The following is a 20,403-nucleotide window of genomic DNA, read 5'->3' on the forward strand; positions in this document are numbered from 1 at the left end:
TTTAGCTTAGTGTTGAATACATTTGAGCGAACAATACATTTTGACTTTAACGACACTTTGACTTTAAATCCATTGTAGTATGCTCTCAGTCAGTCTCAATCGTACTAAAGCCTGAATTTCCCTACCTATTTGTAGTACTATCCCTCTTTTACTGAGCAGGGAAAAGAGAGTACCTGGTTGCTGAGGGAGCATTCATCAAGTCGTAAGTCGCAATTACTAGCCACTAGCCACTAGCCACTAGCCACTAGTCACGCACTCCTCACTCACAAAAATCTCCCAACCTCTAACCAAACCCCTCGCGAATTTGGTACTCTAGCGAAATAGTTTGGGAACGGGTAAAGAAACGTGAATATTCAAATTGGACGTGGCAAAACCGCACGCCGCGCATACGGCATTGATGAAATTGCACTGGCTCCGGGGCAACGCACTATAGACCCCAGTTTAGCGGATACCAGTTGGCAGATTGGCGCGATCGAGCGAGAAATTCCCATTATTGCAAGTGCGATGGATGGAGTTGTCGATGTGCAGATGGCTGTACTGCTTTCCCAGTTAGGAGCTTTGGGCGTACTCAACTTAGAAGGTATTCAAACTCGCTACGCCGACCCAGAGCCAATTTTACAACGGATTGCCTCAGTAGGAACTCATGAATTTGTCCCGCTGATGCAAGAATTGTATGCCGAACCAGTCAAACCAGAATTAATCGAGCAACGAATTGGGGAAATTAAGCAGCAGGGGGGTATTGCTGCTGTCAGCGCGACTCCTGCTGGTGCGAGTAAATATGGTAGTGCGGTGGCAAAGGCTGGCGCAGATTTATTTTTTATTCAAGCTACTGTTGTATCGACAGCTCACATAGCTCCATCTGAGTTGACCAACCTTGACTTGGCGAAATTTTGTCAAGAAATGCCCATGCCCGTCGTGTTGGGCAACTGCGTCACTTACGAAGTGACTTTAAGTTTAATGAAGGCAGGAGCAGCAGCAGTTTTAGTTGGGATTGGTCCTGGGGCGGCTTGTACTTCTCGCGGTGTTTTAGGTGTGGGCGTACCTCAAGCCACGGCGATCGCAGATTGTGCCGCAGCGCGAGAAGATTACTATCAGGAAACTGGAAATTACATCCCGGTGATTGCTGATGGTGGCTTGATTACAGGTGGAGATATCTGTAAGTGTATCGCCTGCGGTGCAGACGGCGTGATGATCGGTTCTCCCTTTGCTAGAGCCGCCGAAGCACCAGGCAAAGGCTTTCACTGGGGTATGGCAACCCCTAGCCCCGTTCTACCGCGTGGAACTCGAATTCGTGTCGGTACGACTGGTACTTGCGAACAAATTTTACGCGGACCCGCTCAACTCGACGACGGGACGCACAATTTCTTGGGCGCTTTAAAAACGAGCATGGGAACTTTGGGGGCAAAAGACATTCGCGAGATGCAACAAGTCGAAGTTGTGATTGCTCCTTCATTGCTCACCGAAGGAAAAGTCTACCAGAAGGCGCAGCAACTCGGTATGGGTAAGTAGATTGAGGTCGGAAGTCATCTGACTTCCGCCAATGAGTAGGTTTACTTAAACAAAATATCGACAACTTAAAACTTTCCATAATCTTGCAAAGAGTACTGGAAAAAATAAAACAGTCGCCTACAATAGAGTAAGCGGAGACGCATGTTTCCGTTCACTCCTCACACCACACTCCGCCCGGACTACTGTTCGGGCGGTTCCTTATGTATGGGAATTCACGTAGAGTAATCCTTACTTTTCACATCAACTACAATCGCACGGCGATCGCCATAGAGGATCTATCTAATTACATATACTCAGGAGGTAAAAATGCTTGGTTTTACTGTGATAAAATTTTCAGCAAAGTAAGCAACAATATAGCCAAGGATTTTCAGGCATGTCAGCAGCCGCGCAAGTTACAGATTCTTCTTTTAAGCAAGAAGTACTAGATAGTGAAATCCCAGTTTTAGTGGATTTTTGGGCACCTTGGTGCGGTCCTTGCCGCATGGTCGCCCCTGTTGTCGATGAGATCGCGCAGCAGTACGATGGGCAAGTCAAGGTCGTCAAGCTCAACACCGACGAAAACCCCAACATTGCCAGTCAGTATGGTATCCGCAGTATCCCCACTCTGATGATTTTCAAGGGGGGTCAAAAAGTTGACATGGTAGTAGGTGCAGTACCAAAAACAACACTATCCAATACTCTAGAAAAGTATTTGTAGAGCTGGGTTAGCACAAAATAAAGACTTGCAAGCGCCTGAGGTTTTGGCTATATGGCGCTTTTTGGTCTATACATTCATCAGGGTAGCAATTCTGCTGCTTGTAAGACGTGAAATTTTGCGTCTCTGTAATTTCCTCTCAACAGATGTCCCAAATCTCGCTAAAATAGAGTGCCGACCCGTGCAGCAGCACTCATGACTTCATCTCGTTCGTTAGACACTATCGAAACACTGAAAGCAGACCTAGCTATATTGTTGGAAAAATTGCCAGATTTACAGCATCGGCAGTTGATCCAGCAGGCGATCGCAACTATTATTCGGTTAGCCGACAGCGAGATTGACCGTCTCGATTGGAAAATCTTAGCGGCTTCTCTAGCTGATATGGAGCGAGGGTTAGAATTATTTCATACCTATCGCCACGTTCGGAAGGTAACAATTTTTGGTTCGGCACGTACTCCGGTGGATAGTCCGGCGTATAAAATGGCAGCCGACTTCGCCCGTTGCGTCACTCAGTTAGGGTTTATGGTGATGACTGGTGGTGGTGGCGGAATCATGCAAGCGGGAAATGAGGGTGCGGGAAGGGAAAATTCTTTTGGGTTAAATATTCAACTACCATTCGAGCAAGAAGCAAATCCTTACATTGTTGGTGACGCGAAATTAATTCACTTCAAATATTTCTTTACCCGCAAGCTGTTTTTACTCAGGGAAAGCGATGCAGTAGCGCTGTTTCCTGGCGGATTTGGCACGCAGGACGAAGCATTTGAATGCATGACTTTGAGTCAAACTGGAAAGTTCGGTCCCGTGCCGATGGTACTCATTGACCACCCAGGGGGAGACTATTGGGAAGCTTGGAGCGAATATATCCAAGAACATTTGATTCAAAAAGGTTTGGTTAGTCCTGAAGATCCGAGTCTTTATACAATTACAGATAACTTGGAAGTTGCTTGTAACGCGATTACGCAATTTTATCGAGTTTATCACTCTAGCCGTTACGTCCGCGATTTATTGGTGATTCGCCTCGATACAGAATTATCTGATGCTGAAGTTGAAGAGTTAAATGACAATTTCAGCGATATTTTGGTGAAAGGCAAGATTGAAAAAAGTGGAGCGTTGCCCCAAGAAACTCAGGATGAAACGATAGATCTACCTCGGATCGTGCTTTATTTTAACCAAAGAGACTTAGGGCGTTTGTATCAGATGATTGCGAGGATCAATCAGATGGGACAACCTTCAGAAGAAACTGCTTCTCATCCAGAAAGGAAGTAAGGCAAGCAAGGCAACTATTCAGAAGTGCGATCGCCCCTTGCCCATTTTTGCCACGATCGACATACACTGGTAGACGAACTGTCGGCACGGCTGTTATGAGGCGATCGCGGCATGGTGTTGCAAAAAGAATTCCAGCAATCGGAACAAGAATTCTGGCGTGACGGCAGAAGGAGAAGCAATACTGATGCTCTTTGGTTCGGTATCGTTATCTCACTTCTCGTACACGTTATTTTTTTCCTCAGCTTCGATTATTGGGTTCGCATCCTACCAAAACCAAAACAGCAATCTCGCGCCGAACCAATTCCACTTGAGTTTGTTGAAGTTCCTCCCCAACCAAAAAAACCGCCCCCAGAAACTAAACGTCGGGCAGCAAACGATTCCGTTGCTGGTGGTAAAGCCAATCGCAGACGACCGCTAGCAACTCGACCGAATAACCCAACTGCGCCTAGAACCAATTCCCGTACTGCATCACCACCCGCTCAACCCCGCCGCCAGCAGCCATCTAGCAGCCGCACGGAGAGTCCAGAGCCACCAAAACCCCAAATCCAGCCTCCTCAAGCCCAACCTCCGATTGCCACTGCTCCCAATCGCTCCAAACCAGTTCCGAAGACTCCCAACCTAGAGCAAAAACCAGCAAATCGTCCTAGTGCTGCAACCAAGCGATCGCCTGCTAGAACTACAGCCAGAACTCAGCCGCGATCTTTAGGATCGGCGAGCAAGTTAGGCGGTCCACTCACGCTTTCCAGCCGCGACCTAGCAGCTAATCCCAACCGTTCTAATCGCGCTGCGCCAGGAATTGATGCTCGTCAGGATGTCGATATGGGTTCTTACTTGCAGCAACTTCAGCGACAAGTCAGGCAGCAGTGGATACCAGGAATGACGCAGAATTCTCGTTCAACTGTCGTGTTTTTCACAGTCACGCGATCGGGTCAAGTCACCAACCTACGGATCGTTCGACCTTCTGGCTCCAACACCACCGACACCGCCGCCATTAGTGCCATTAGACGCGCCGCACCCTTCGCACCTTTACCCTCTGGATTTGCCTACAATTCCCTCAAAATTAGTTTTACATTTAATATCAACGTCTCTGGTGGTTTAGATCTATGGGTAAGATGACGTAAAAAGTTATCAGTTAACAGTTATCAGTTATCAGTTAACAGTTATCATTCATTCACAAATGACCAATGACAAACTAAGGAGGAGTGATGCTCGATTTAACAAAGCTAGCAGTTGGAGGAGTTTGCTTTGTCTTGGCATTTATCCTAGCGAGTCTAGTCGAATACTGGTTGCATCGTTTGATGCACGTTTCGCCTCGCATTGGTGAAAGACATCGCGATCACCACCGCCGGAATGAAGGACAAGGTGTAGTATGGGAATTTCGGGATTACGTTCAGGGTAGCTGCATTGCCATGTTTGCAATGTTCTTTGTCTCTCTCGAAGCTGGGATAGGTTGGTTTCTAGGCAGTTTAGCTTATGCTGCTTTTTCTGCTTATGCCCACCAGTTACAGCACGAAAATCCAACCAAGTGCTTTTGGATGAAAATGCCCGTGCATTACGTCCATCATAAATATGGTATGTGGCATCACAATTTTGGTTTAGCTGTAGATTGGTGGGATCGGGTGTTTGGCACTTACAAATCCGTAGAATGGCTCACGGAAGAAGAAACTAGCCAACCAGAACGCAGCTATTTACAACTACGCTGGTGGTGATATAGCGAGCCTAAATGTATTTGTGAATCTGGGTTATTGCTGGTTGACGGTTGACGGTTAACGGTTAACTGTCAACCACCACAACGAGCGGTTCATGACTCAAATAGAATCGCTATATGACTTATCAGTTATCAGTGACCAAAACAGTTCGCAATTTGCAATTGCAGCAGGTTGCAAACCCCTATATTCATTTATGGAAAAAACAAACAGCCGCGACTCAATTAAAACTTTATGCGCATAGTTAAGAGTGGCGCAGGTTGGCGGATTGGATTCGATCCAGAGGCAAAGGAATTTAAAGGTTTAGTCGGTGCTGAGGACTGGGCGATCGAACTGACGCAGGCAGAATTACAAGATTTTTGCCGATTGTCAGCACAGCTATCAACGACTATGAGCCAAATGGAGCGCGAATTGATGGATGAGGAGGCGATCGCCTGTGAAGCCGAAAGTGACTTTATCTGGATGGAAGTAGCAGGCTATCCCCACGCTTATAGCTTGCGACTGATTCTAAATACAGGTAGGCGAGTTGAGGTGAGTTGGGCGGCGGATGCAGTTCCCGATTTCATCCGAGCGGCTCAAATGCTGTTTGTTTTCTAAATAGCGCGATCGCAATTTCTTATGCTATGATATCTAAGCTGTGAAACGGGGCGTAGCGCAGCTTGGTAGCGCGCCACTTTGGGGTAGTGGAGGTCGTGGGTTCGAATCCCGCCGCTCCGATTGATTCAAATCCTCGATCTAGAAAGAGTTCCGGCGTTTTAGATGCTGGGACTCTTTCTGCTGACGTGACTGGCGAGGAGTGTCAATTCTCAGACATCGCTTCACTGCGTGAAGACAGTAGACGGCACAAACTGCACAATCTTTGCGACAATCGTTTAGTTATCCACCTGGTAATGACAGTTCCGAACGGGATGCTTACTGTCAGGCGCAGCACCGACGTAGATAGTTACCAACTTTTTCAATTTATTGGTTTTGGAGCCAAGCAAATAGATTGGCGGGGTTTTTGACATCTAAATAATTTGAAATCTAACAATGTCACCCCTTATTTCGCTAAGCCTCCTCATCGTTGGCTAGATTGAACTTTAAATCGTCCAAAACGTACTTGGATGAAATGCGGCGATTCTGTTGACGGACAAAAATTTTGTACAGCGCTATTAACGTAGGTAGAAAGTAGGAGCAAGTGGTGATGAAGAATACAACTAAAATCGAGATAAAACTGAAGGTGAAGAAAATCTCTAACTCTGACATAAATTTATCCAAATTCTCTAGAGTACTTTAATGTCTGACTAAATTTCAGAGTAGTTATGCCTCTGCCTACTGCTGGGTTTGTACTTTGATGCCCATAGCGTTTCTGCTGGCGGAAAAAAGAGGAATAGTACGAACGACCACAAGGAGAATGAAAGTGAGAACGAACGACGGGGAAAAGCACGTTGAGTCAATCGCGATCGCTCTTTGCTACTCCAAACAGTAACTATGCCAGCTAGCAAGGCAATGAATGTCAGTAAAGGGAGCAACATAAAACCTCCTGATAGTAGAAATACTCGACTCGTCCTGTCATGCATACGTTAGCAACTACAGCAAGTAACGGCAATATTTCTTAACCATTACAGAGAATTGTTACAACTCTAAACAAGGCTCTTAGTTTGCTTTGGCGATCGCCCGGGGCTAAGAATGTTGCTCAAAGCTAGACAGGGAATAAGCTTGAGCTGGACTACGGTTTCAATAGGAAGTGTCAGAACTATGAGACAGATGTAGAACGCGCGCTCAATTATGATTCTCAAAAATCAACTTGGGGAAAGAAAGCTTGGCAAACTCCAGTTAAAGTTTCGATCGAGTCTCAGAAGACGCTAGTTTACAGATTTCAGTTCAATGACTGCGAACATTAGCTGTATTACTAGGTAAATATTTTAGTTATTTTTATCACAATGCAACTTGAGATTTATCTCTTTCCTTAGTTAGAGGATTAAGTATTGAAGAGTAGTTATCTTGTTTGTTACCAATAGGAAGAAGCAAGCATAATTCGCTCGAACAGCACAAAGAGTTTTGTGCCAAAAACAGCAAAGCCTCAATTTTTTGAATTGCTATTTACTTAGCAATTCAAACTTTTTATGCTTAAATAAGCAAATGCAGCAAAGATAAATAGAAATATTAAAAATAATTTTTATTGTTTTCTTTTTTAACCAAGTTATCTCTAAAATGTTGTTATCTATCTGGTGTAAAATACCATGATGCTAATTTATGTTGTCCTTGAGTTGAATACTAAAAAAGCGTAGATTTACAGTGAAGTATTGCGATCGCGCTGCAACTCAAATCGGCATTTAGAGAAAATGTGAGTAAAATTCATGGCAACAAAATTTCCTAAGTTTAGCCAGGATCTCGCCCAAGACCCGACAACTCGTCGGCTTTGGTACGGAATTGCCCAATCTCACGATTTTGAAAGCCACGATGGGATGACCGAAGAGAACCTTTATCAAAAGATCTTCGGGACTCATTTTGCTCAAGTGGCAATCATCTTTTTGTGGACATCTAGCCTTTTGTTCCACGTCGCTTGGCAAGGCAATTTCGAGCAGTGGATTAAAGATCCATTGCACGTCCGTCCCATTGCTCACGCAATTTGGGACCCTCACTTTGGTAAAGCCGCAGTCGATGCTTTTACCCAAGGTGGGGCAAACTATCCCGTTAACATCGCTTACTCTGGGGTTTATCACTGGTGGTACACCATCGGAATGCGAACGAATGGCGACCTCTATATGGGTGCGGTGTTCCTGCTACTGCTAGCGTCTCTGTTCCTATATGCTGGCTGGCTGCACTTACAACCTAAATTTCGTCCCAGTCTTTCGTGGTTCAAGAGTGCCGAGCCTCGCCTGAACCACCACCTAGCAGGGCTATTTGGCGTTAGCTCTCTGGCTTGGGCTGGACACCTAATTCACGTTGCGATTCCCGAATCTCGCGGTCAGCACGTCGGTTGGAGTAATTTCCTCACCACTCCGCCACACCCAGAGGGATTAAGACCATTTTTCACTGGGGACTGGGGTGCTTATGCAGCTAGTCCCGACACGGCAAACCACATATTCGGCACATCTCAAGGTGCAGGAACCGCAATTCTGACTTTCTTAGGTGGTTTCCATCCCCAAACCCAGTCCTTGTGGCTGACAGATATGGCACATCACCATTTGGCGATCGCAGTCATATTTATTATTGCCGGACACCAATACCGCACCAACTTCGGTATCGGTCACAGCATCAAAGAGATGCTCAATGCTAAGAACTTCTTTGGGATTCAAACTGAAGGTCAGTTCAACTTGCCTCACCAAGGGCTGTACGACACCTATAACAACTCGCTGCACTTCCAACTGTCTATTCACTTAGCAGCGTTAGGAACGGCGCTTTCTTTGGTGGCGCAGCACATGTATGCCATGCCTCCCTACGCCTTCATTGGGCAGGACTTCACGACTCAAGCAGCGCTGTACACGCACCACCAATACATTGCTGTGTTCTTTATGGTAGGAGCGTTCGCCCATGCGGGGATCTTCTGGGTACGCGACTACGACCCCGAACAAAATAAGGGTAACGTTCTCGATCGCGTCTTGAAGCACAAAGAAGCGATTATCTCCCACTTGTCTTGGGTGTCTCTCTTCTTAGGCTTCCATACCTTAGGGCTTTACGTCCACAATGACGTAGTGGTTGCCTTCGGAACTCCCGAAAAGCAAATCTTGATTGAACCCGTGTTCGCACAATTCATTCAGGCTTCCCACGGTAAAGTTCTATATGGCTTTAACACTCTGTTATCAAATCCCGATAGCATTGCTTCCACAGCTGGCGCGACCTATTTACCAGGTTGGTATGAGGCGATCAACAACACCACGAACTCTCTGTTCTTGACTATTGGTCCTGGTGACTTTTTAGTACACCATGCCTTTGCTTTAGGTCTGCATACCACTACCCTAATTTGTGTCAAAGGTGCATTAGATGCCCGTGGTTCCAAGCTGATGCCAGACAAAAAGGACTTTGGTTTTACCTTCCCCTGTGACGGTCCTGGTCGTGGCGGTACTTGCCAAACTTCTTCTTGGGAACAAACTTTCTTCCTTGCTATCTTTTGGGCGCTTAACCTAGTTGGTTGGGTGACATTCTACTGGCACTGGAAGCATTTGGGTATCTGGCAGGGCAATGTGGCTCAGTTTAACGAGTCTTCCACCTACCTCATGGGTTGGCTGCGAGACTATCTGTGGCTGTACTCAGCTCAGTTGATTAACGGCTACACCCCCTACGGTATGAATAACCTGGCTGTCTGGTCTTGGATGTTCCTGTTCGGACACTTGGTATGGGCAACTGGTTTCATGTTCCTAATCTCTTGGCGCGGTTACTGGCAAGAGTTGATTGAAACTCTCGTTTGGGCGCACGAACGCACGCCACTAGCAAACTTAGTTCGCTGGAAGGACAAGCCAGTTTCTCTGTCCATCGTTCAAGGTTGGCTAACTGGTGTAGTTCACTTTACAGTTGGTTATGTCCTGACCTATGCTGCGTTCCTCATTGCTTCAACTGCTGGTAAGTTTGGTTGAGGTTGTAGAGGAGAGATACATGTTTAATTGAGACTGTACAAACGTTAGATGTAGCGTCTCTACATAAAGCCCCACCGATTTCCATCTTATAGGTAGGGTTTTTTCTTATGAGTATTTTTTCTCTTTTTCATAGCGGTTTTCAATTGGGTGAAATACATAACACTGGTAGGGGCGCTTTCTCTGTGCGCCCCTACCAGTGTTATGTATGCGATCGAGAATTGCTGTCAGTTATGTGAAATCCAATTTTTGTGGAGACGAAGATAGATAACTATTGGCTATGTTCTAATACAAACAATGATTTTGAAATTAGTAAAAGTTCGTATTGTTTTCTAACAGCAAATTGTATCCATATAAACATAGCTTTCTAAAAAATATCTCTTTCTTTAGTTAGTGTTGAGCTATTAGTAAATCTAGTTAATTTATAAATAAGTGAATTCTCTGCCTCATGCAGACTTACTGTCCTAGATAGCTTTCCTAAAAGAGACAGAACTGGTATAGTTTTTCTTCTCTAATTGGGCACTGGTTAGCTTTCTGGGATTTTTACTTTATTGGTGCAAGAAAAACCGCCAGGGTTATCGCTGGCGGGTAGGAAAGGAGAAAAAAATTAGCTTAATATTAAATTGGCAATACTTTTGCGCCAAACCGAGCTAAGGGTTAATGATGCCGAAGTAGAGAGCAGCAATAAAAATGAGAATTGCCAGAGTCACTATGCTAAGAGTGATGCGAAACTTGGTATTAGGCATTTGCTCGCGGGTTAGTACGCTATCTGCTTGTACCTGAGTTATCGGTTCAGATTTCGAGTCAGGATTAATGTGAGAAGTTGTATCGTTTGCTAAAGCAGGAGGGGTTTTCGATGCCGGATCTGGGCGCGCAGTTTCGCGGTTATCTATTTCGGGAGCTGTATTCTTGGGAGAGTCGGGATTTTCTGTGTTTGGTGTTTGGTTGTCTGGCGATCGCATGATTGTTTGGTGGTATTTTAATAACAGATGTACTGCCATAGTTTCAAATATTTATTAGTGACTGCATCTTTCTATAGAACCAGTTGGTTGAAAAATGGTTCTATCAAAGGAGTTAGCTCGATCTAAAGTTTAGTTGTAACGCTAAATACAATACCAAGCACTCGCTGTTTGTACACCTTCGCTGCCGCGCGAAACAAGGGAGCAATTTATAAGCTTGAATACCAGTAATTTTCTCAATTCATCTGTAATTTGACTGAAGCCTTAGCAAAGTGCGATCGCAATCTTTTGTATTGAAAAATACAATTTGCTAAGATTTTCTCTCAAACTAAAATATATCTTCAGTCTAGGTAAAACAGACTGAAAGGATGAAGTTGTAATTCTTAGAGTTCTTCATGATGAGAGATGAAAAGGTACTTCACTAACGGCACTAAAAGAGTAGAAATCTATGTTCGGCATTGGAGAGTATGTGCTTCATCAAAAGACAGGGCACATCGGTAAAGTCATCGGTTACGGACACGAAATACTTAATGGTGTTTATACAACGACACTGAAAGTACTGGTAGATTACACTGAAACTTCTGGAAAGCGAGGAGTTGTAGAAGAGGACTTGTATTCAGCCTGGGTAAAGTGGATAAGCTCTTAACGCTTCTACCTAAGAGGTAAGCAAAAGAGTTGGCTAAGCATGAATACTGATGAAGGATCGATTTGTATTATCATCCTTAATTAAATTAAACAGCTCCACAAGTTGCGGCAACAAACAACGTAACAATTATGGCGGAAATTTTCGATCTAGGTATGAGTGATGAAGAGTACTTGCAACTGACTGCTCAAGGTAGAGATCCAGTGCAGGAACAGATTCTTGTCAGGAACCTTATCCGCGCTGGAGTACCAGCAGCAGAAGCCAATCGAGTTGCACCATTACTGCAAAAATTAGTCCGTTCGCCTCAGGAGGAAACTTTGATTAAAAAGGTATGGCAGCAAGTCAGAAGCCAATAATTCGAGTCGCTTCGCGCCAATTTACGCATCATGAATTCACGTATTAGTTTTTTGCAAATCTGGTCGTTCTTCTGAAAGAATTGCACCTTCCACAGGGCATACTTGCAGACAAATACCGCAGTCAATGCAACCAGTAAAGTCAATCCAGTTCCAATCAGTATCTTTGGCATTTTTACCTGAACCTGGGTAAATACAGGCAACGGGGCAGGCATCAATGCAATCGGCGATACCTTCACAGGTATTGGCAATAATTGTATATCCCATAACATCTCCATTCAAATTACTGTTAAGCAAGAGTTTTGAAGAGAAAATACGAATTGCTTTTGTGGAAATCGAAACGCAAAAATCTCTACTAGAACAAGGTTTCTATAATTCTTATTTTTCTTCTTCTATCCAGGGTCAGAGCGTCATATTAAGCTACTCTGTACTCATTAATACAAGAAAACTCTTATAGTACTCTCGATTGTGTGGATGACATTTGTAGAGGCGCACAACAGCTATCTGTGCGCCTCTACCAGGCATGTATTGCCCCATTGAAAACCGCTCTTAGTTATCGCTGCATATAAACTTTAGCAATCGAGAATGACGCACCAAATTTAGCTCGAAGTAGCGTATTGAACAACTGAGTCTTAGGTAAGATATTCATATTAACAGTGTAAAAAGATAAGTGTAGATTTACACTCAGAAGCTAGAACTGAGCAATGCAATATGTATGTGCGATATGTATGTTGCACAACAAACTTTTATTCTAAAAGCTATCTCTCTAGGGATACATAAATTACTCTTTAGCGTTTAATAATTGACGTAGTGATAAGAATACCCAAGGTGAAAGCTCGACCCTATTTATAGCTTTATGAATAGAGTTTAAATGAAGTGGTAAACGAGGCTAGCCTTTTAAGAATAATTGAGGTAGTGAATAAATTTCGCAAAAAATAAATCAACTCCTCTAGTTCAAGCTGTAGATACTTAAGCAGATAATAAAATAATACTTTTTCTACGTTTAGTGCTAGACAATTTTCCTTTTATATTTCATCAAACGATAAATTTTCAAAATTATTTTTGAGTAAAAAGGTGGTATGCGATCGTGTCTACTTTCTCTCAAGATGAGTATTCTCAGAAGAAAGATGATTTGTCTAATCTATGCTTTGAAGCAAAGATGATGCGGCTTCGAGCTTGCAAAATGCGGATTGACGCTTTAATAATGCGTATTAGAGCAAAAGCTATACTCGAAAAAAATCGGAATTTAGTTGCTATCTATCAGGAATGGTTTGTCAAGTAATACTTGTAGTTTAGCGATCGCCTAGATACACCCCAAATTCCAGCAATTCATTTGACTGCTGATATTTGGAGCAGTCTGTTACCCTTGCCACAACTATATAAAACTTGACACTAAATAGCGGCAGCCAAAAGCTAGGATCGTTGTTAATTGCTAATTTCAATGATGGATTTCTAGTGTTGGATCGAGCTGTCTTTGTCAATTCATGGCAATGAAAGATGAGCAAAAGACAAAAGAGCAACTGATTCGAGAGCTGGTCGCACTGCGTCAGCACTTGGTTGAGCTAGAAAGCGCTGCACAGCAGCAGCAGGTAACAGAGATATTACAGCAGCAAACTCAGCGAGAGCTATTGGTAGCAAGAATAGCGCAGCGCATTCGGCAAAGCTTGCAAATAGAGGCAGTGCTAAACACAACTGTTGTAGAAGTGCGGCAGTTACTTCAAGCGGATCGAGTGTTTATCTACCGCTTTGAACCAGACTGGGGTGGAGTCGTAATTGTTGAGTCTGTAGCACCTGAATGGACATCGATTTTAGGCAGCAGACCCAAAGACCCGAGTTTTGCTCCAACTTACGTTGAATTATACAAAAAAGGTCGAGTACAAGCGACAGCAGATATTTATGCGGGAGAGCTAACCGAGTGTTATGTGGAGTTTTTGGCGAATTTTCAAGTCCAGGCAGACTTAGTAGTACCAATATTACAAGCAGAAGAGTTATGGGGACTGCTTGTGGTGAATCAATGTGCGGCACCACGACAATGGCAGCAATGGGAAATTGACTTGCTGCGACAATTAGCAACACAATTGGCGATCGCACTTCAGCAAGCGGAACTTTATCAACAGTTGCAAAGCGAATTAGAGGAACGGCAAAAGACGGAGAAGGAATTAAAACGCCAGCAACAACTTTTAGCACAGTCCAACAGCGATCTACAACAATTTGCTTCTGTTGCTTCCCACGATTTACAGGAACCACTACGCAAGATTCAAGTTTTTGGCGATCGGCTCAAAGAGAAATTTAGCGAAGTATTGGGAGCGCAGGGACGAGATTATATCGAGCGAATGCAAAGCGCTGTCGGTCGGATGCAAAGCTTGATTGATGACTTGCTCATTTTTGCGCGAATTGCCACCAGAGCGCAGCCATTCGTAGCGACGAATCTAGAACAAGTGGTGCAAGAGGTACTGTCTGACTTGGAAGTGCGGTTGCAGCAGACAGGAGGAAAAGTAGAAGTAGACAAGCTACCCACCATTGATGCTGACCCAGTACAGATGCGACAACTGTTTCAGAATCTGATCGGAAATGCGCTGAAATTTCATCGTCCTCAAACACCACCAGTAGTCAAGATTTATAGCCAACTGGTCGCTCCACTCCAAAGCGAAGCAGAGGGCTCAGAAGATGTCGCCGCGTGTCAAGTGATAGTGGCAGACAATGGAATTGGGTTTGAACCAAAGTATCAGGAGCGAATTTTTCAGACATTTCAACGCTTACACGGTCGCAGTCAATATGAAGGAACAGGCATGGGATTAGCAATTTGCCGCAAGATTACCGAACGGCATGGAGGTAGTATTACAGCTACAAGTACGCCGGGACAAGGAGCAACATTTATCATCACATTGCCAATGCAGCATCAACAGGTGTTACCAGATGAAGAGTTGCTGTAACAGCCTCGATCGTTTTGTTTTGAGTTTCAGTCAGCGATCGCGATTTTGAGAAATTGTCACTTAGCTAAATTTAAATTTTGCAACTTTTCCATCAATGAGTTGTAAAAATTGTTGCACGATCGCAGCAATTTTTGAGCGCGAGCGTATCGTTAATCGAACGTCGATCGCTATCTCAGCAAAGTGTAAAGAAGAGAAAAATTTTTGAAATTTGCGATTGCGATCGCGAAAATTCCGATAACATGTGTAGCAAACATGTAGTCCGCTCGATTGACTCTCAAAGCTTCGATTGCTTATCTGTTGTCTTAGTACATAAAGAGGTACTGTAGACTGGGTGAAATTAGCCTAATAATGTAGTTGCGTCTATAGGAAATGCTCGAAAATGAGAGACATCAAAATAGACTTCTTAAGGTTTTTAGGTTTATCTCTGATTATTCTCGCTCACGTCGAGCCACCAACTTGGCTGGCTCAACTCAGAAACTTTGATGTAGTTTTAATGGTCGTAGTTTCTGGATTAGCATTTACACAATCCCGAAGAGTAGAATCTTATCAAAGTTATCTCTGGAAAAGAATCAAACGGTTACTCTTTCCCGTTTGGCTTTTCTTATCTTTCTACTTTTTAGCGAATACTGGATTGTCACTCTTAGGAAAGACCGCGTTAATTCCTCCAGAAGTTATATTAGATAGCTACACCCTAACCGAGGGAATTGGCTATGTTTGGATAATTCGAGTATTTCTGCTAGTCGCCCTCACAGCTCCTTTTATTGCAAGAGCAAATCAAAGAATCAAAGACCATAAAGTTTATTTCTCCATCTTAATCTTTTCATATTTAATATACGAATTGCTATTAGCTCTAACTTCGCAATACACAACCACCTCTTTAGGAGAAAATGTGTCATTGTTTGTCTATTATGGGATAGCATTTTCGTTGGTGTTTGCTGTTGGCATTCGGCTCCCGCAATTAAGAAAAGCTGAATGTTCGGTTTTAGCAGGATTTTTTCTATTAACATTTGCTATTTTAGGAATAACTTACTTTACTCAACAGGGCGACTTAGTCACTACGCAAACCCATAAGTATCCACCTTCTGCATATTATCTTTCCTATGCTATGGGTATGACTGTTTTAGCTTACCTAGTAGGAGACAAATGTATTCCAATTATAAGGAAGTTCAAAAAATTAGAGTTTTGGATTTTATTTATTGCCCAGAACAGTATGTGGATGTATCTTTGGCATATACCAATAGTTGAGTTTTTTGAGCAGAATAGTTATTTTAACTTTCTAATTGAATATTTTGTTGCTTACTCAGGGGCAATGCTAATTACCTTCTTTCAAGTCTCTGCTGTCAAAAAGTGGCTTTTACCTACTATAAAGAAAGAATCTTTAAAAAAAGACTTAACAATTCTTTTGACGGGCTAAATAATAAATACTGTCAGCCTTGAGCGACATACAGGGGTTGTAAGGGCGCTTTCTCTGTGCGCCCCTACAGTTCGTGTATCTCATCCAATTGAAAACGGCTATGAAAAAAATTGATGAATACAGAAACGCAAACAAGTCAAACAAACTAGAACTGAAGTCATACATTGTCTTAAACGTAACTGTAGACAAGTCGTTTGTATCCTGAATAAATATAAGCCTTTTATCTGCTTGCCATGATGACAAGTATATTTGTTTCAAAGGGAGTAGGAAGTAGGTAACCCATGCGCTATAACATAAGATTAAAACAATGACTTATTGTGTTTCGTGCTACGCATCTCAACATAATTGTTTTTGATTAGTGGGCTATAAACCCATGACAAAAGTTTTTATACTGTCGCCTGCTCCCTTATCTCTGCTCTCTTTTAGTTAAACGAGGTTAAGATTATGAAATTTCAAATCGAACATAGGAGCTATTCGCTAAAATACCAGTGTTGCTATTTCTGTCAGCGAGATTTCGAGAGAAAAGAAGCAGCAATAATTTTATGTAACGAACGTGGAGAAACCTGTGGCGAAGCTTGTCCGAATTGCATTGATAAGGGATATACATGGATGCAAAATCAATGTCATACAACTAAGCTAGTTGGCAATCGATTTGCCTAAACTAGAAATAGGAGCGCTTGTTGTTGGGCTAGACTACTAGCACCTTTTGAGGCTATGCAGATCGCGACGAACAGTGGTAGAAGTGCGATCGCTATTCATATGTCGGAGTGACATGTATAGAATGATTAAGGGCTATAGCTATCTATTGGAATCATCTTGAACATTTTTGAACGCAACTGGGACAGCAATGACCAAATCTCTCAACAACTCTCCGATCTACTGGAAAAGATAAGCATTGTCACAGGCACGAAAAGCCATAGCGCCACAACTCTTGGGCATAGATTTGATGGCTGGTCTTTATCAGAGCGCAATCCTGAAGCAATTAAAGCTTGGATGCCGATCTGGAAATGGTTTTACCATAATTACTTTCGAGTGCAAACCGATGGCTGGCATCATATCCCATCGACAGGTAAGGTGTTGCTCGTTGGCTCCCATAATGGCGGCTTGGCTTCCCCAGATACATCAATGTTTCTGTATGACTGGTTTAGTCGCTTTGGTTACGACCGATTAGCCTACGCCTTAATGCATCCCTCGGCTTGGCAAACGCCGCTTTTTGCTCGACCGGGTTCGCAGGTCGGGGCAATTATAGCTCATCCAAAAATGGCTCGCGCGGCACTCTCGAAGGATGCAGCACTACTCGTCTACCCAGGCGGCGCAAAAGATTTGTTTCGTCCTTATGCAATGCGAAACCGAATTTACTTGGCAAACAATAAAGCGTTTATCAAGTTAGCTCTGATCGAATCAGCACCGATTGTACCGCTGGTTTCCCACGGCGCGCATGAAACTCTAGTTATCTTGACCGATCTTTACTCGCAGGTGAAACAGCTACAAGAGTGGGGTTTTCCCTTGGCGCTTGACGGTAATACAGGCGTGTTTCCAATTTTTCTGGGGCTACCTTGGGGTGTAGGAATTGGTCCAATTCCCAATTTCCCGTTTCCCGTGCAGATTCATACTCGCGTCTGCGCGCCAGTTGTATTCGAGCGTTACGGTCGTGCCGCCGCACGCGATCGCGACTATGTAGATGCTTGCTACGAAAGGGTTTGCAGCCACATGCAGGCGGAGCTAGACGATTTGATCGAGCAGAGTGACGGATAATTGGTAAGTGAAATTGTCTAGCCGATCAATTCGATCGCTTGGCGAATGTCTCAAACTCAATAGCGTCGTGACTGCAAAAGAGGCGCACGTCTTTGCTGCGATCGAGGGAGAGTGCGTGTAACCGTTGTTGGTTATAGATTCGGGCTTGGCGATCGACTTCCATCATCCACTGGTAGGCGCGCAGACCGGGCGTACAGCGACGCTGGGGCGAACCCATCTCATGTCGATAAAAGTAGGCATCGCCTGCATGAAGCAGCCAGCCTTGGGGGGTGTCGATCGCAATCCCAGCATGACCCCGCGTGTGACCGACAAGCGGGATCATCAGGATTTCTGGTGGTAGTCCTTCAAGGTTGCGCACTGCCTCAAAGCCGAACCAAGGTTCACCTCCAGCAGAATAATACTTCCAACTTTTGACCTCATCCCACTGCCCAGGACGATAGCGCTGGCTGGCAATGAAACCGTGCCGCGATCGCGTAGCCTCAATCTCAGCCTGCATCACATGTACGGTTGCTTCAGGGAAATCTTCTAAACCGCCAGCATGGTCAAAATCGAGATGGGTTACTACAATATGGCGCACGTCATTTGCACTAAAACCGAGTTGTTCGAGTTGGTGGAGCGCCGTATATTTGCGATCGAATTGAATCCGATTAACTTGAATGAAGAACTGGCTCAGTCGCGAGTCAGGCGCTTCAAGATCGCGCTGACCAAAGCCAGTGTCAATCAAGACAAGTCCCTGTTCTGTCTCGACTAGCAGGCAATGGCAGACGAGGCAGGCACTCAAACCCCGACTAAAGCCGTCAAATAGCGCTCCGCCCAACGGACACATACAACCGCAATTCAGATGATGAATGCGCATAAATGCTCCCTCTCAGGACTTCCAAATTGGATTCAGGACTTACGCAGTCGATCCCCCAAACCCCCTTAAAAAGGGGGCTTAAAGTCCCCCTTTTCAAGGGGGGAACCAGGGGGGATCGAGATCTCAGATTTCAAGTGCGTAACTCCTGTGGATTAACTATGGTTCAAAGGTTCAAATGCTGCCAACGTGGCAACAAATTCAGGCGTTGACTCGTAGGGCAAGACATTGCGACCGGCAATCTTGACACCTTTGCCTTGAGGCAAGCACTTGAGATAATCGGTTAATCGTCGGTCTGGTGTATCCTGCTTGCCTGCTTGACTGATACTCGATGCTCGATCGCCCACAACAACTAATGTTGGTTGAGCGATCGCGGCGATCGTATCTCGATAATTCTGTCGCCAGAAACCCGCTAAGAAGGAAAAGACTGCGTGACGGCTAGCGGGATTTGCCGCACCTTTGACCAACAGATCTAACCATTCACTATCGACGCGATCGCTACTAGCAAATAGCTGGCGCGTCGAGAAAGACCTCAAAAACTGCGGTCTGCGAGCATACAAATAAAAGGCAGTGCCAAGGGGCGAATCTAGCAAATTCCAAGTCAGTTTTTGCTGCCTCGCTCCTGTTGGTTGAGACATGAGTGCGATCGCTGGGGGACTAGCCAGTACCAATTTTTGGATGAGATTTGGTTGAGTTTGCAACCGGACTAACTCAAGCGCTACAGGTAACAGCGCCCCTTGCACGACCAGGGTGACGGGTTTTTGGACGACTGTTTGCAGAAAATGTTGCAACTGCGAAGCCCAATCAGCCGGAGTGTAGGCGATATGTGGCATTTCGCTCTCACCACAGCCAAGAAGGTCGGGATTGTAAATCGGATTATTGTGTCCGGCTCGATCCCAAGCTTGGCAGAAGCGATGCCAAAATCGACGCGATAAGCCCACACCAATCGGGTGAATGAGTAGCAAAGGAGTGCTATCTTGTGCCGAGCTGTCAGGTGTGTAGTTTTCGTAAGCGCAACGGTAGTTCTTCCAACTGTAAAACTCTGTATTTGGGATTGTAATCTGGCTCATGACTCACACCTTTGCTTGCTGTAGATGCCAGTATTTAGCTAGCCGTCCATCTTTACCATATTGAGATAACTTCACCGCATTTTGGGACAAAACTAGAGGCAGTTTTTCATTGTTCGGAAATCTACCGTCATCTGCAAACACCTGAACGAGGGGGTTTGAGCGCTGCAATACTGCATCTAGATGCGAATTGCTCGTAGTCATTGGTTGTTGCCAAAAGTACAAAGCAGTTCTACTAGTTTGCCTACAACTTTACTCCAGCTACCTCCACCAGAGGTCAGGGTTCTCTAGGACACAATTTGAGTATGTTTACTCACAAGCTACACAAAGCGATCGCGACACTATTGTATTTCTCAACTCATAGCAATTTTCGATCGCGTGCGTGACATTTGTAGGGGCGCACAGCTGTGCGCCCCTACAAATCGTGTGTTGTATCCAATTGAAAACCGCTCTCGGACTAAATTTTCTGGAATCGAGCTGGGGAGTTTTGAAGATATAAGTAACAACGGTTCAATTCTAAATTTAAATCTCTATGTTAAACCTGGGGTGCGTTTCTATAACTGCACCCCTTATTATTTGCGAATTATCGCCCCCTTTTTCAAGGGGGGTTGGGGGGATCGAGCCTTATCTAATATTGAATGCGATCGCCCTCCAGATCTTCACTACCACGCCAACTGATAAAAGTAACCCTGGAGTTA

At 44.4% G+C, this 20,403-nt stretch carries 21 protein-coding genes, 1 tRNA gene and 1 pseudogene; 15 read left to right on the forward strand and 8 right to left on the reverse strand.

Translation table 11 applies throughout. The annotated features are described in order from the left end of the window. Positions 1–345 precede the first annotated feature (345 nt). From QH73_RS09765 to QH73_RS09800, 8 genes and pseudogenes are all read left to right on the forward strand, one after another. A complete protein-coding gene (locus QH73_RS09765) occupies positions 346–1,509 on the forward strand; it encodes a GuaB3 family IMP dehydrogenase-related protein (RefSeq protein WP_039716581.1) in 1,164 nt (387 codons plus the stop codon). Positions 1,510–1,873: 364 nt separating this feature from the next. Next, a pseudogene (gene trxA / locus QH73_RS09770) lies at positions 1,874–2,206 on the forward strand (thioredoxin); the annotation flags it as partial. Between the two features lie 192 nt (positions 2,207–2,398). Beyond that, positions 2,399–3,469, forward strand: coding sequence for an LOG family protein (locus QH73_RS09775; RefSeq protein WP_039716580.1), 1,071 nt, complete (start codon positions 2,399–2,401; stop codon positions 3,467–3,469). A gap of 111 nt (positions 3,470–3,580) precedes the next feature. Continuing rightward, positions 3,581–4,585, forward strand: coding sequence for an energy transducer TonB family protein (locus QH73_RS09780; protein WP_039716579.1), 1,005 nt, complete (start codon positions 3,581–3,583; stop codon positions 4,583–4,585). Positions 4,586–4,674: 89 nt separating this feature from the next. After that, positions 4,675–5,178, forward strand: a complete 504-nt coding sequence (locus tag QH73_RS09785) for a sterol desaturase family protein (protein WP_039716578.1) — start codon at positions 4,675–4,677, stop codon at positions 5,176–5,178. Positions 5,179–5,409: 231 nt separating this feature from the next. Beyond that, positions 5,410–5,772: a DUF1818 family protein gene (locus QH73_RS09790; protein ID WP_039716577.1), complete on the forward strand. Its 363-nt coding sequence runs from the start codon at positions 5,410–5,412 to the stop codon at positions 5,770–5,772. 46 nt (positions 5,773–5,818) lie between these two features. Further along, positions 5,819–5,892, forward strand: a tRNA-Pro gene (locus QH73_RS09795). Next, positions 5,868–6,179, forward strand: coding sequence for a hypothetical protein (locus QH73_RS09800; RefSeq protein ID WP_132866870.1), 312 nt, complete (start codon positions 5,868–5,870; stop codon positions 6,177–6,179). Before QH73_RS09795 ends, QH73_RS09800 begins: the two co-directional genes overlap by 25 nt. A gap of 43 nt (positions 6,180–6,222) precedes the next feature. Here the strand turns inward: QH73_RS09800 and QH73_RS09805 are convergent, their stop codons facing one another. Together QH73_RS09805 and QH73_RS09810 are read right to left on the reverse strand one after the other, a co-directional pair. After that, on the reverse strand, positions 6,223–6,420 hold the full coding sequence (locus QH73_RS09805; protein WP_039716576.1) for a hypothetical protein: 198 nt from the start codon (positions 6,418–6,420) through the stop codon (positions 6,223–6,225). Between the two features lie 38 nt (positions 6,421–6,458). After that, positions 6,459–6,689, reverse strand: a complete 231-nt coding sequence (locus QH73_RS09810) for a hypothetical protein (protein ID WP_132866871.1) — start codon at positions 6,687–6,689, stop codon at positions 6,459–6,461. Between the two features lie 825 nt (positions 6,690–7,514). Between QH73_RS09810 and psaB the strand changes: the two genes are divergently transcribed. Continuing rightward, positions 7,515–9,731 carry a photosystem I core protein PsaB gene (gene psaB / locus QH73_RS09815; protein WP_039716575.1) on the forward strand — a complete coding sequence of 739 codons (2,217 nt, stop codon included), beginning with the start codon at positions 7,515–7,517 and terminating at the stop codon, positions 9,729–9,731. Positions 9,732–10,378: 647 nt separating this feature from the next. On the opposite strand, the gene QH73_RS09820 is transcribed toward psaB, so the two are convergent. Further along, on the reverse strand, positions 10,379–10,729 hold the full coding sequence (locus tag QH73_RS09820) for a hypothetical protein (protein WP_201278065.1): 351 nt from the start codon (positions 10,727–10,729) through the stop codon (positions 10,379–10,381). A gap of 732 nt (positions 10,730–11,461) precedes the next feature. Between QH73_RS09820 and QH73_RS09830 the strand changes: the two genes are divergently transcribed. Next, the gene (locus QH73_RS09830; RefSeq protein WP_015155243.1) at positions 11,462–11,686 is read left to right on the forward strand and encodes a hypothetical protein; all 225 of its coding nucleotides are present in this window, start codon (positions 11,462–11,464) and stop codon (positions 11,684–11,686) included. 36 nt (positions 11,687–11,722) lie between these two features. Here QH73_RS09830 and QH73_RS09835 read toward each other — a convergent pair whose 3' ends face one another. Both QH73_RS09835 and QH73_RS09840 read right to left on the reverse strand, forming a co-directional pair. Beyond that, positions 11,723–11,950, reverse strand: coding sequence for a ferredoxin family protein (locus tag QH73_RS09835; protein WP_039716573.1), 228 nt, complete (start codon positions 11,948–11,950; stop codon positions 11,723–11,725). Positions 11,951–12,975: 1,025 nt separating this feature from the next. Continuing rightward, positions 12,976–13,125, reverse strand: a complete 150-nt coding sequence (locus QH73_RS09840; RefSeq protein ID WP_165587654.1) for a hypothetical protein — start codon at positions 13,123–13,125, stop codon at positions 12,976–12,978. A gap of 48 nt (positions 13,126–13,173) precedes the next feature. Here QH73_RS09840 and QH73_RS09845 point away from each other — a divergent pair, with 48 nt between their 5' ends. The 4 genes from QH73_RS09845 to QH73_RS09860 all read left to right on the forward strand — a co-directional run bounded on the left by QH73_RS09845 (position 13,174) and on the right by QH73_RS09860 (position 17,785). Next, positions 13,174–14,616, forward strand: coding sequence for a sensor histidine kinase (locus QH73_RS09845; RefSeq protein ID WP_165587655.1), 1,443 nt, complete (start codon positions 13,174–13,176; stop codon positions 14,614–14,616). Positions 14,617–14,995: 379 nt separating this feature from the next. Beyond that, complete coding sequence (locus QH73_RS09850; protein ID WP_039716571.1) at positions 14,996–16,030, forward strand: acyltransferase family protein; 1,035 nt, start codon at positions 14,996–14,998, stop codon at positions 16,028–16,030. Between the two features lie 444 nt (positions 16,031–16,474). Then, complete coding sequence (locus QH73_RS09855) at positions 16,475–16,690, forward strand: hypothetical protein (RefSeq protein ID WP_132866873.1); 216 nt, start codon at positions 16,475–16,477, stop codon at positions 16,688–16,690. Between the two features lie 234 nt (positions 16,691–16,924). Further along, entirely contained in the window at positions 16,925–17,785 is an 861-nt protein-coding gene (locus QH73_RS09860; RefSeq protein ID WP_052290270.1) for a lysophospholipid acyltransferase family protein, read from the forward strand. A 25-nt stretch (positions 17,786–17,810) separates the two neighbouring features. On the opposite strand, the gene QH73_RS09865 is transcribed toward QH73_RS09860, so the two are convergent. The 3 genes from QH73_RS09865 to QH73_RS09875 all read right to left on the reverse strand — a co-directional run bounded on the left by QH73_RS09865 (position 17,811) and on the right by QH73_RS09875 (position 19,909). Continuing rightward, the gene (locus QH73_RS09865) at positions 17,811–18,641 is read right to left on the reverse strand and encodes an MBL fold metallo-hydrolase (protein ID WP_039716569.1); all 831 of its coding nucleotides are present in this window, start codon (positions 18,639–18,641) and stop codon (positions 17,811–17,813) included. Between the two features lie 152 nt (positions 18,642–18,793). Next, positions 18,794–19,708, reverse strand: a complete 915-nt coding sequence (locus QH73_RS09870; RefSeq protein WP_039716568.1) for an alpha/beta fold hydrolase — start codon at positions 19,706–19,708, stop codon at positions 18,794–18,796. Positions 19,709–19,711: 3 nt separating this feature from the next. Next, positions 19,712–19,909 (reverse strand): hypothetical protein, encoded by a 198-nt coding sequence (locus tag QH73_RS09875; protein WP_039716567.1) that lies wholly within the window; start codon positions 19,907–19,909, stop codon positions 19,712–19,714. Positions 19,910–20,083: 174 nt separating this feature from the next. On the opposite strand from QH73_RS09875, the gene QH73_RS09880 reads away from it, so the two are divergent. Then, positions 20,084–20,383: a hypothetical protein gene (locus QH73_RS09880; RefSeq protein ID WP_132866875.1), complete on the forward strand. Its 300-nt coding sequence runs from the start codon at positions 20,084–20,086 to the stop codon at positions 20,381–20,383. Positions 20,384–20,403: the final 20 nt, after the last annotated feature.

The sequence above is a fragment of the Scytonema millei VB511283 genome, assembly GCF_000817735.3.
GTDB lineage: Bacteria > Cyanobacteriota > Cyanobacteriia > Cyanobacteriales > Chroococcidiopsidaceae > Chroococcidiopsis > Chroococcidiopsis millei_B.

What these genes read in the sequence shown, in the direction of transcription:
- QH73_RS09775 (WP_039716580.1), top strand. Translation starts at nt 2,399, where the DNA reads ATGACTTCATCTCGTTCGTTAGACACTATCGAAACACTGAAAGCAGAC.
- QH73_RS09780 (WP_039716579.1), top strand. Translation starts at nt 3,581, where the DNA reads ATGGTGTTGCAAAAAGAATTCCAGCAATCGGAACAAGAATTCTGGCGT.
- QH73_RS09785 (WP_039716578.1), top strand. Translation starts at nt 4,675, where the DNA reads ATGCTCGATTTAACAAAGCTAGCAGTTGGAGGAGTTTGCTTTGTCTTG.
- QH73_RS09790 (WP_039716577.1), top strand. Translation starts at nt 5,410, where the DNA reads ATGCGCATAGTTAAGAGTGGCGCAGGTTGGCGGATTGGATTCGATCCA.
- QH73_RS09805 (WP_039716576.1), bottom strand. Translation starts at nt 6,420, where the DNA reads ATGTCAGAGTTAGAGATTTTCTTCACCTTCAGTTTTATCTCGATTTTA.
- QH73_RS09810 (WP_132866871.1), bottom strand. Translation starts at nt 6,689, where the DNA reads ATGTTGCTCCCTTTACTGACATTCATTGCCTTGCTAGCTGGCATAGTT.
- psaB (WP_039716575.1), top strand. Translation starts at nt 7,515, where the DNA reads ATGGCAACAAAATTTCCTAAGTTTAGCCAGGATCTCGCCCAAGACCCG.
- QH73_RS09820 (WP_201278065.1), bottom strand. Translation starts at nt 10,729, where the DNA reads ATGGCAGTACATCTGTTATTAAAATACCACCAAACAATCATGCGATCG.
- QH73_RS09830 (WP_015155243.1), top strand. Translation starts at nt 11,462, where the DNA reads ATGGCGGAAATTTTCGATCTAGGTATGAGTGATGAAGAGTACTTGCAA.
- QH73_RS09835 (WP_039716573.1), bottom strand. Translation starts at nt 11,950, where the DNA reads ATGGGATATACAATTATTGCCAATACCTGTGAAGGTATCGCCGATTGC.
- QH73_RS09845 (WP_165587655.1), top strand. Translation starts at nt 13,174, where the DNA reads ATGAAAGATGAGCAAAAGACAAAAGAGCAACTGATTCGAGAGCTGGTC.
- QH73_RS09850 (WP_039716571.1), top strand. Translation starts at nt 14,996, where the DNA reads ATGAGAGACATCAAAATAGACTTCTTAAGGTTTTTAGGTTTATCTCTG.
- QH73_RS09855 (WP_132866873.1), top strand. Translation starts at nt 16,475, where the DNA reads ATGAAATTTCAAATCGAACATAGGAGCTATTCGCTAAAATACCAGTGT.
- QH73_RS09865 (WP_039716569.1), bottom strand. Translation starts at nt 18,641, where the DNA reads ATGCGCATTCATCATCTGAATTGCGGTTGTATGTGTCCGTTGGGCGGA.
- QH73_RS09870 (WP_039716568.1), bottom strand. Translation starts at nt 19,708, where the DNA reads ATGAGCCAGATTACAATCCCAAATACAGAGTTTTACAGTTGGAAGAAC.
- QH73_RS09875 (WP_039716567.1), bottom strand. Translation starts at nt 19,909, where the DNA reads ATGACTACGAGCAATTCGCATCTAGATGCAGTATTGCAGCGCTCAAAC.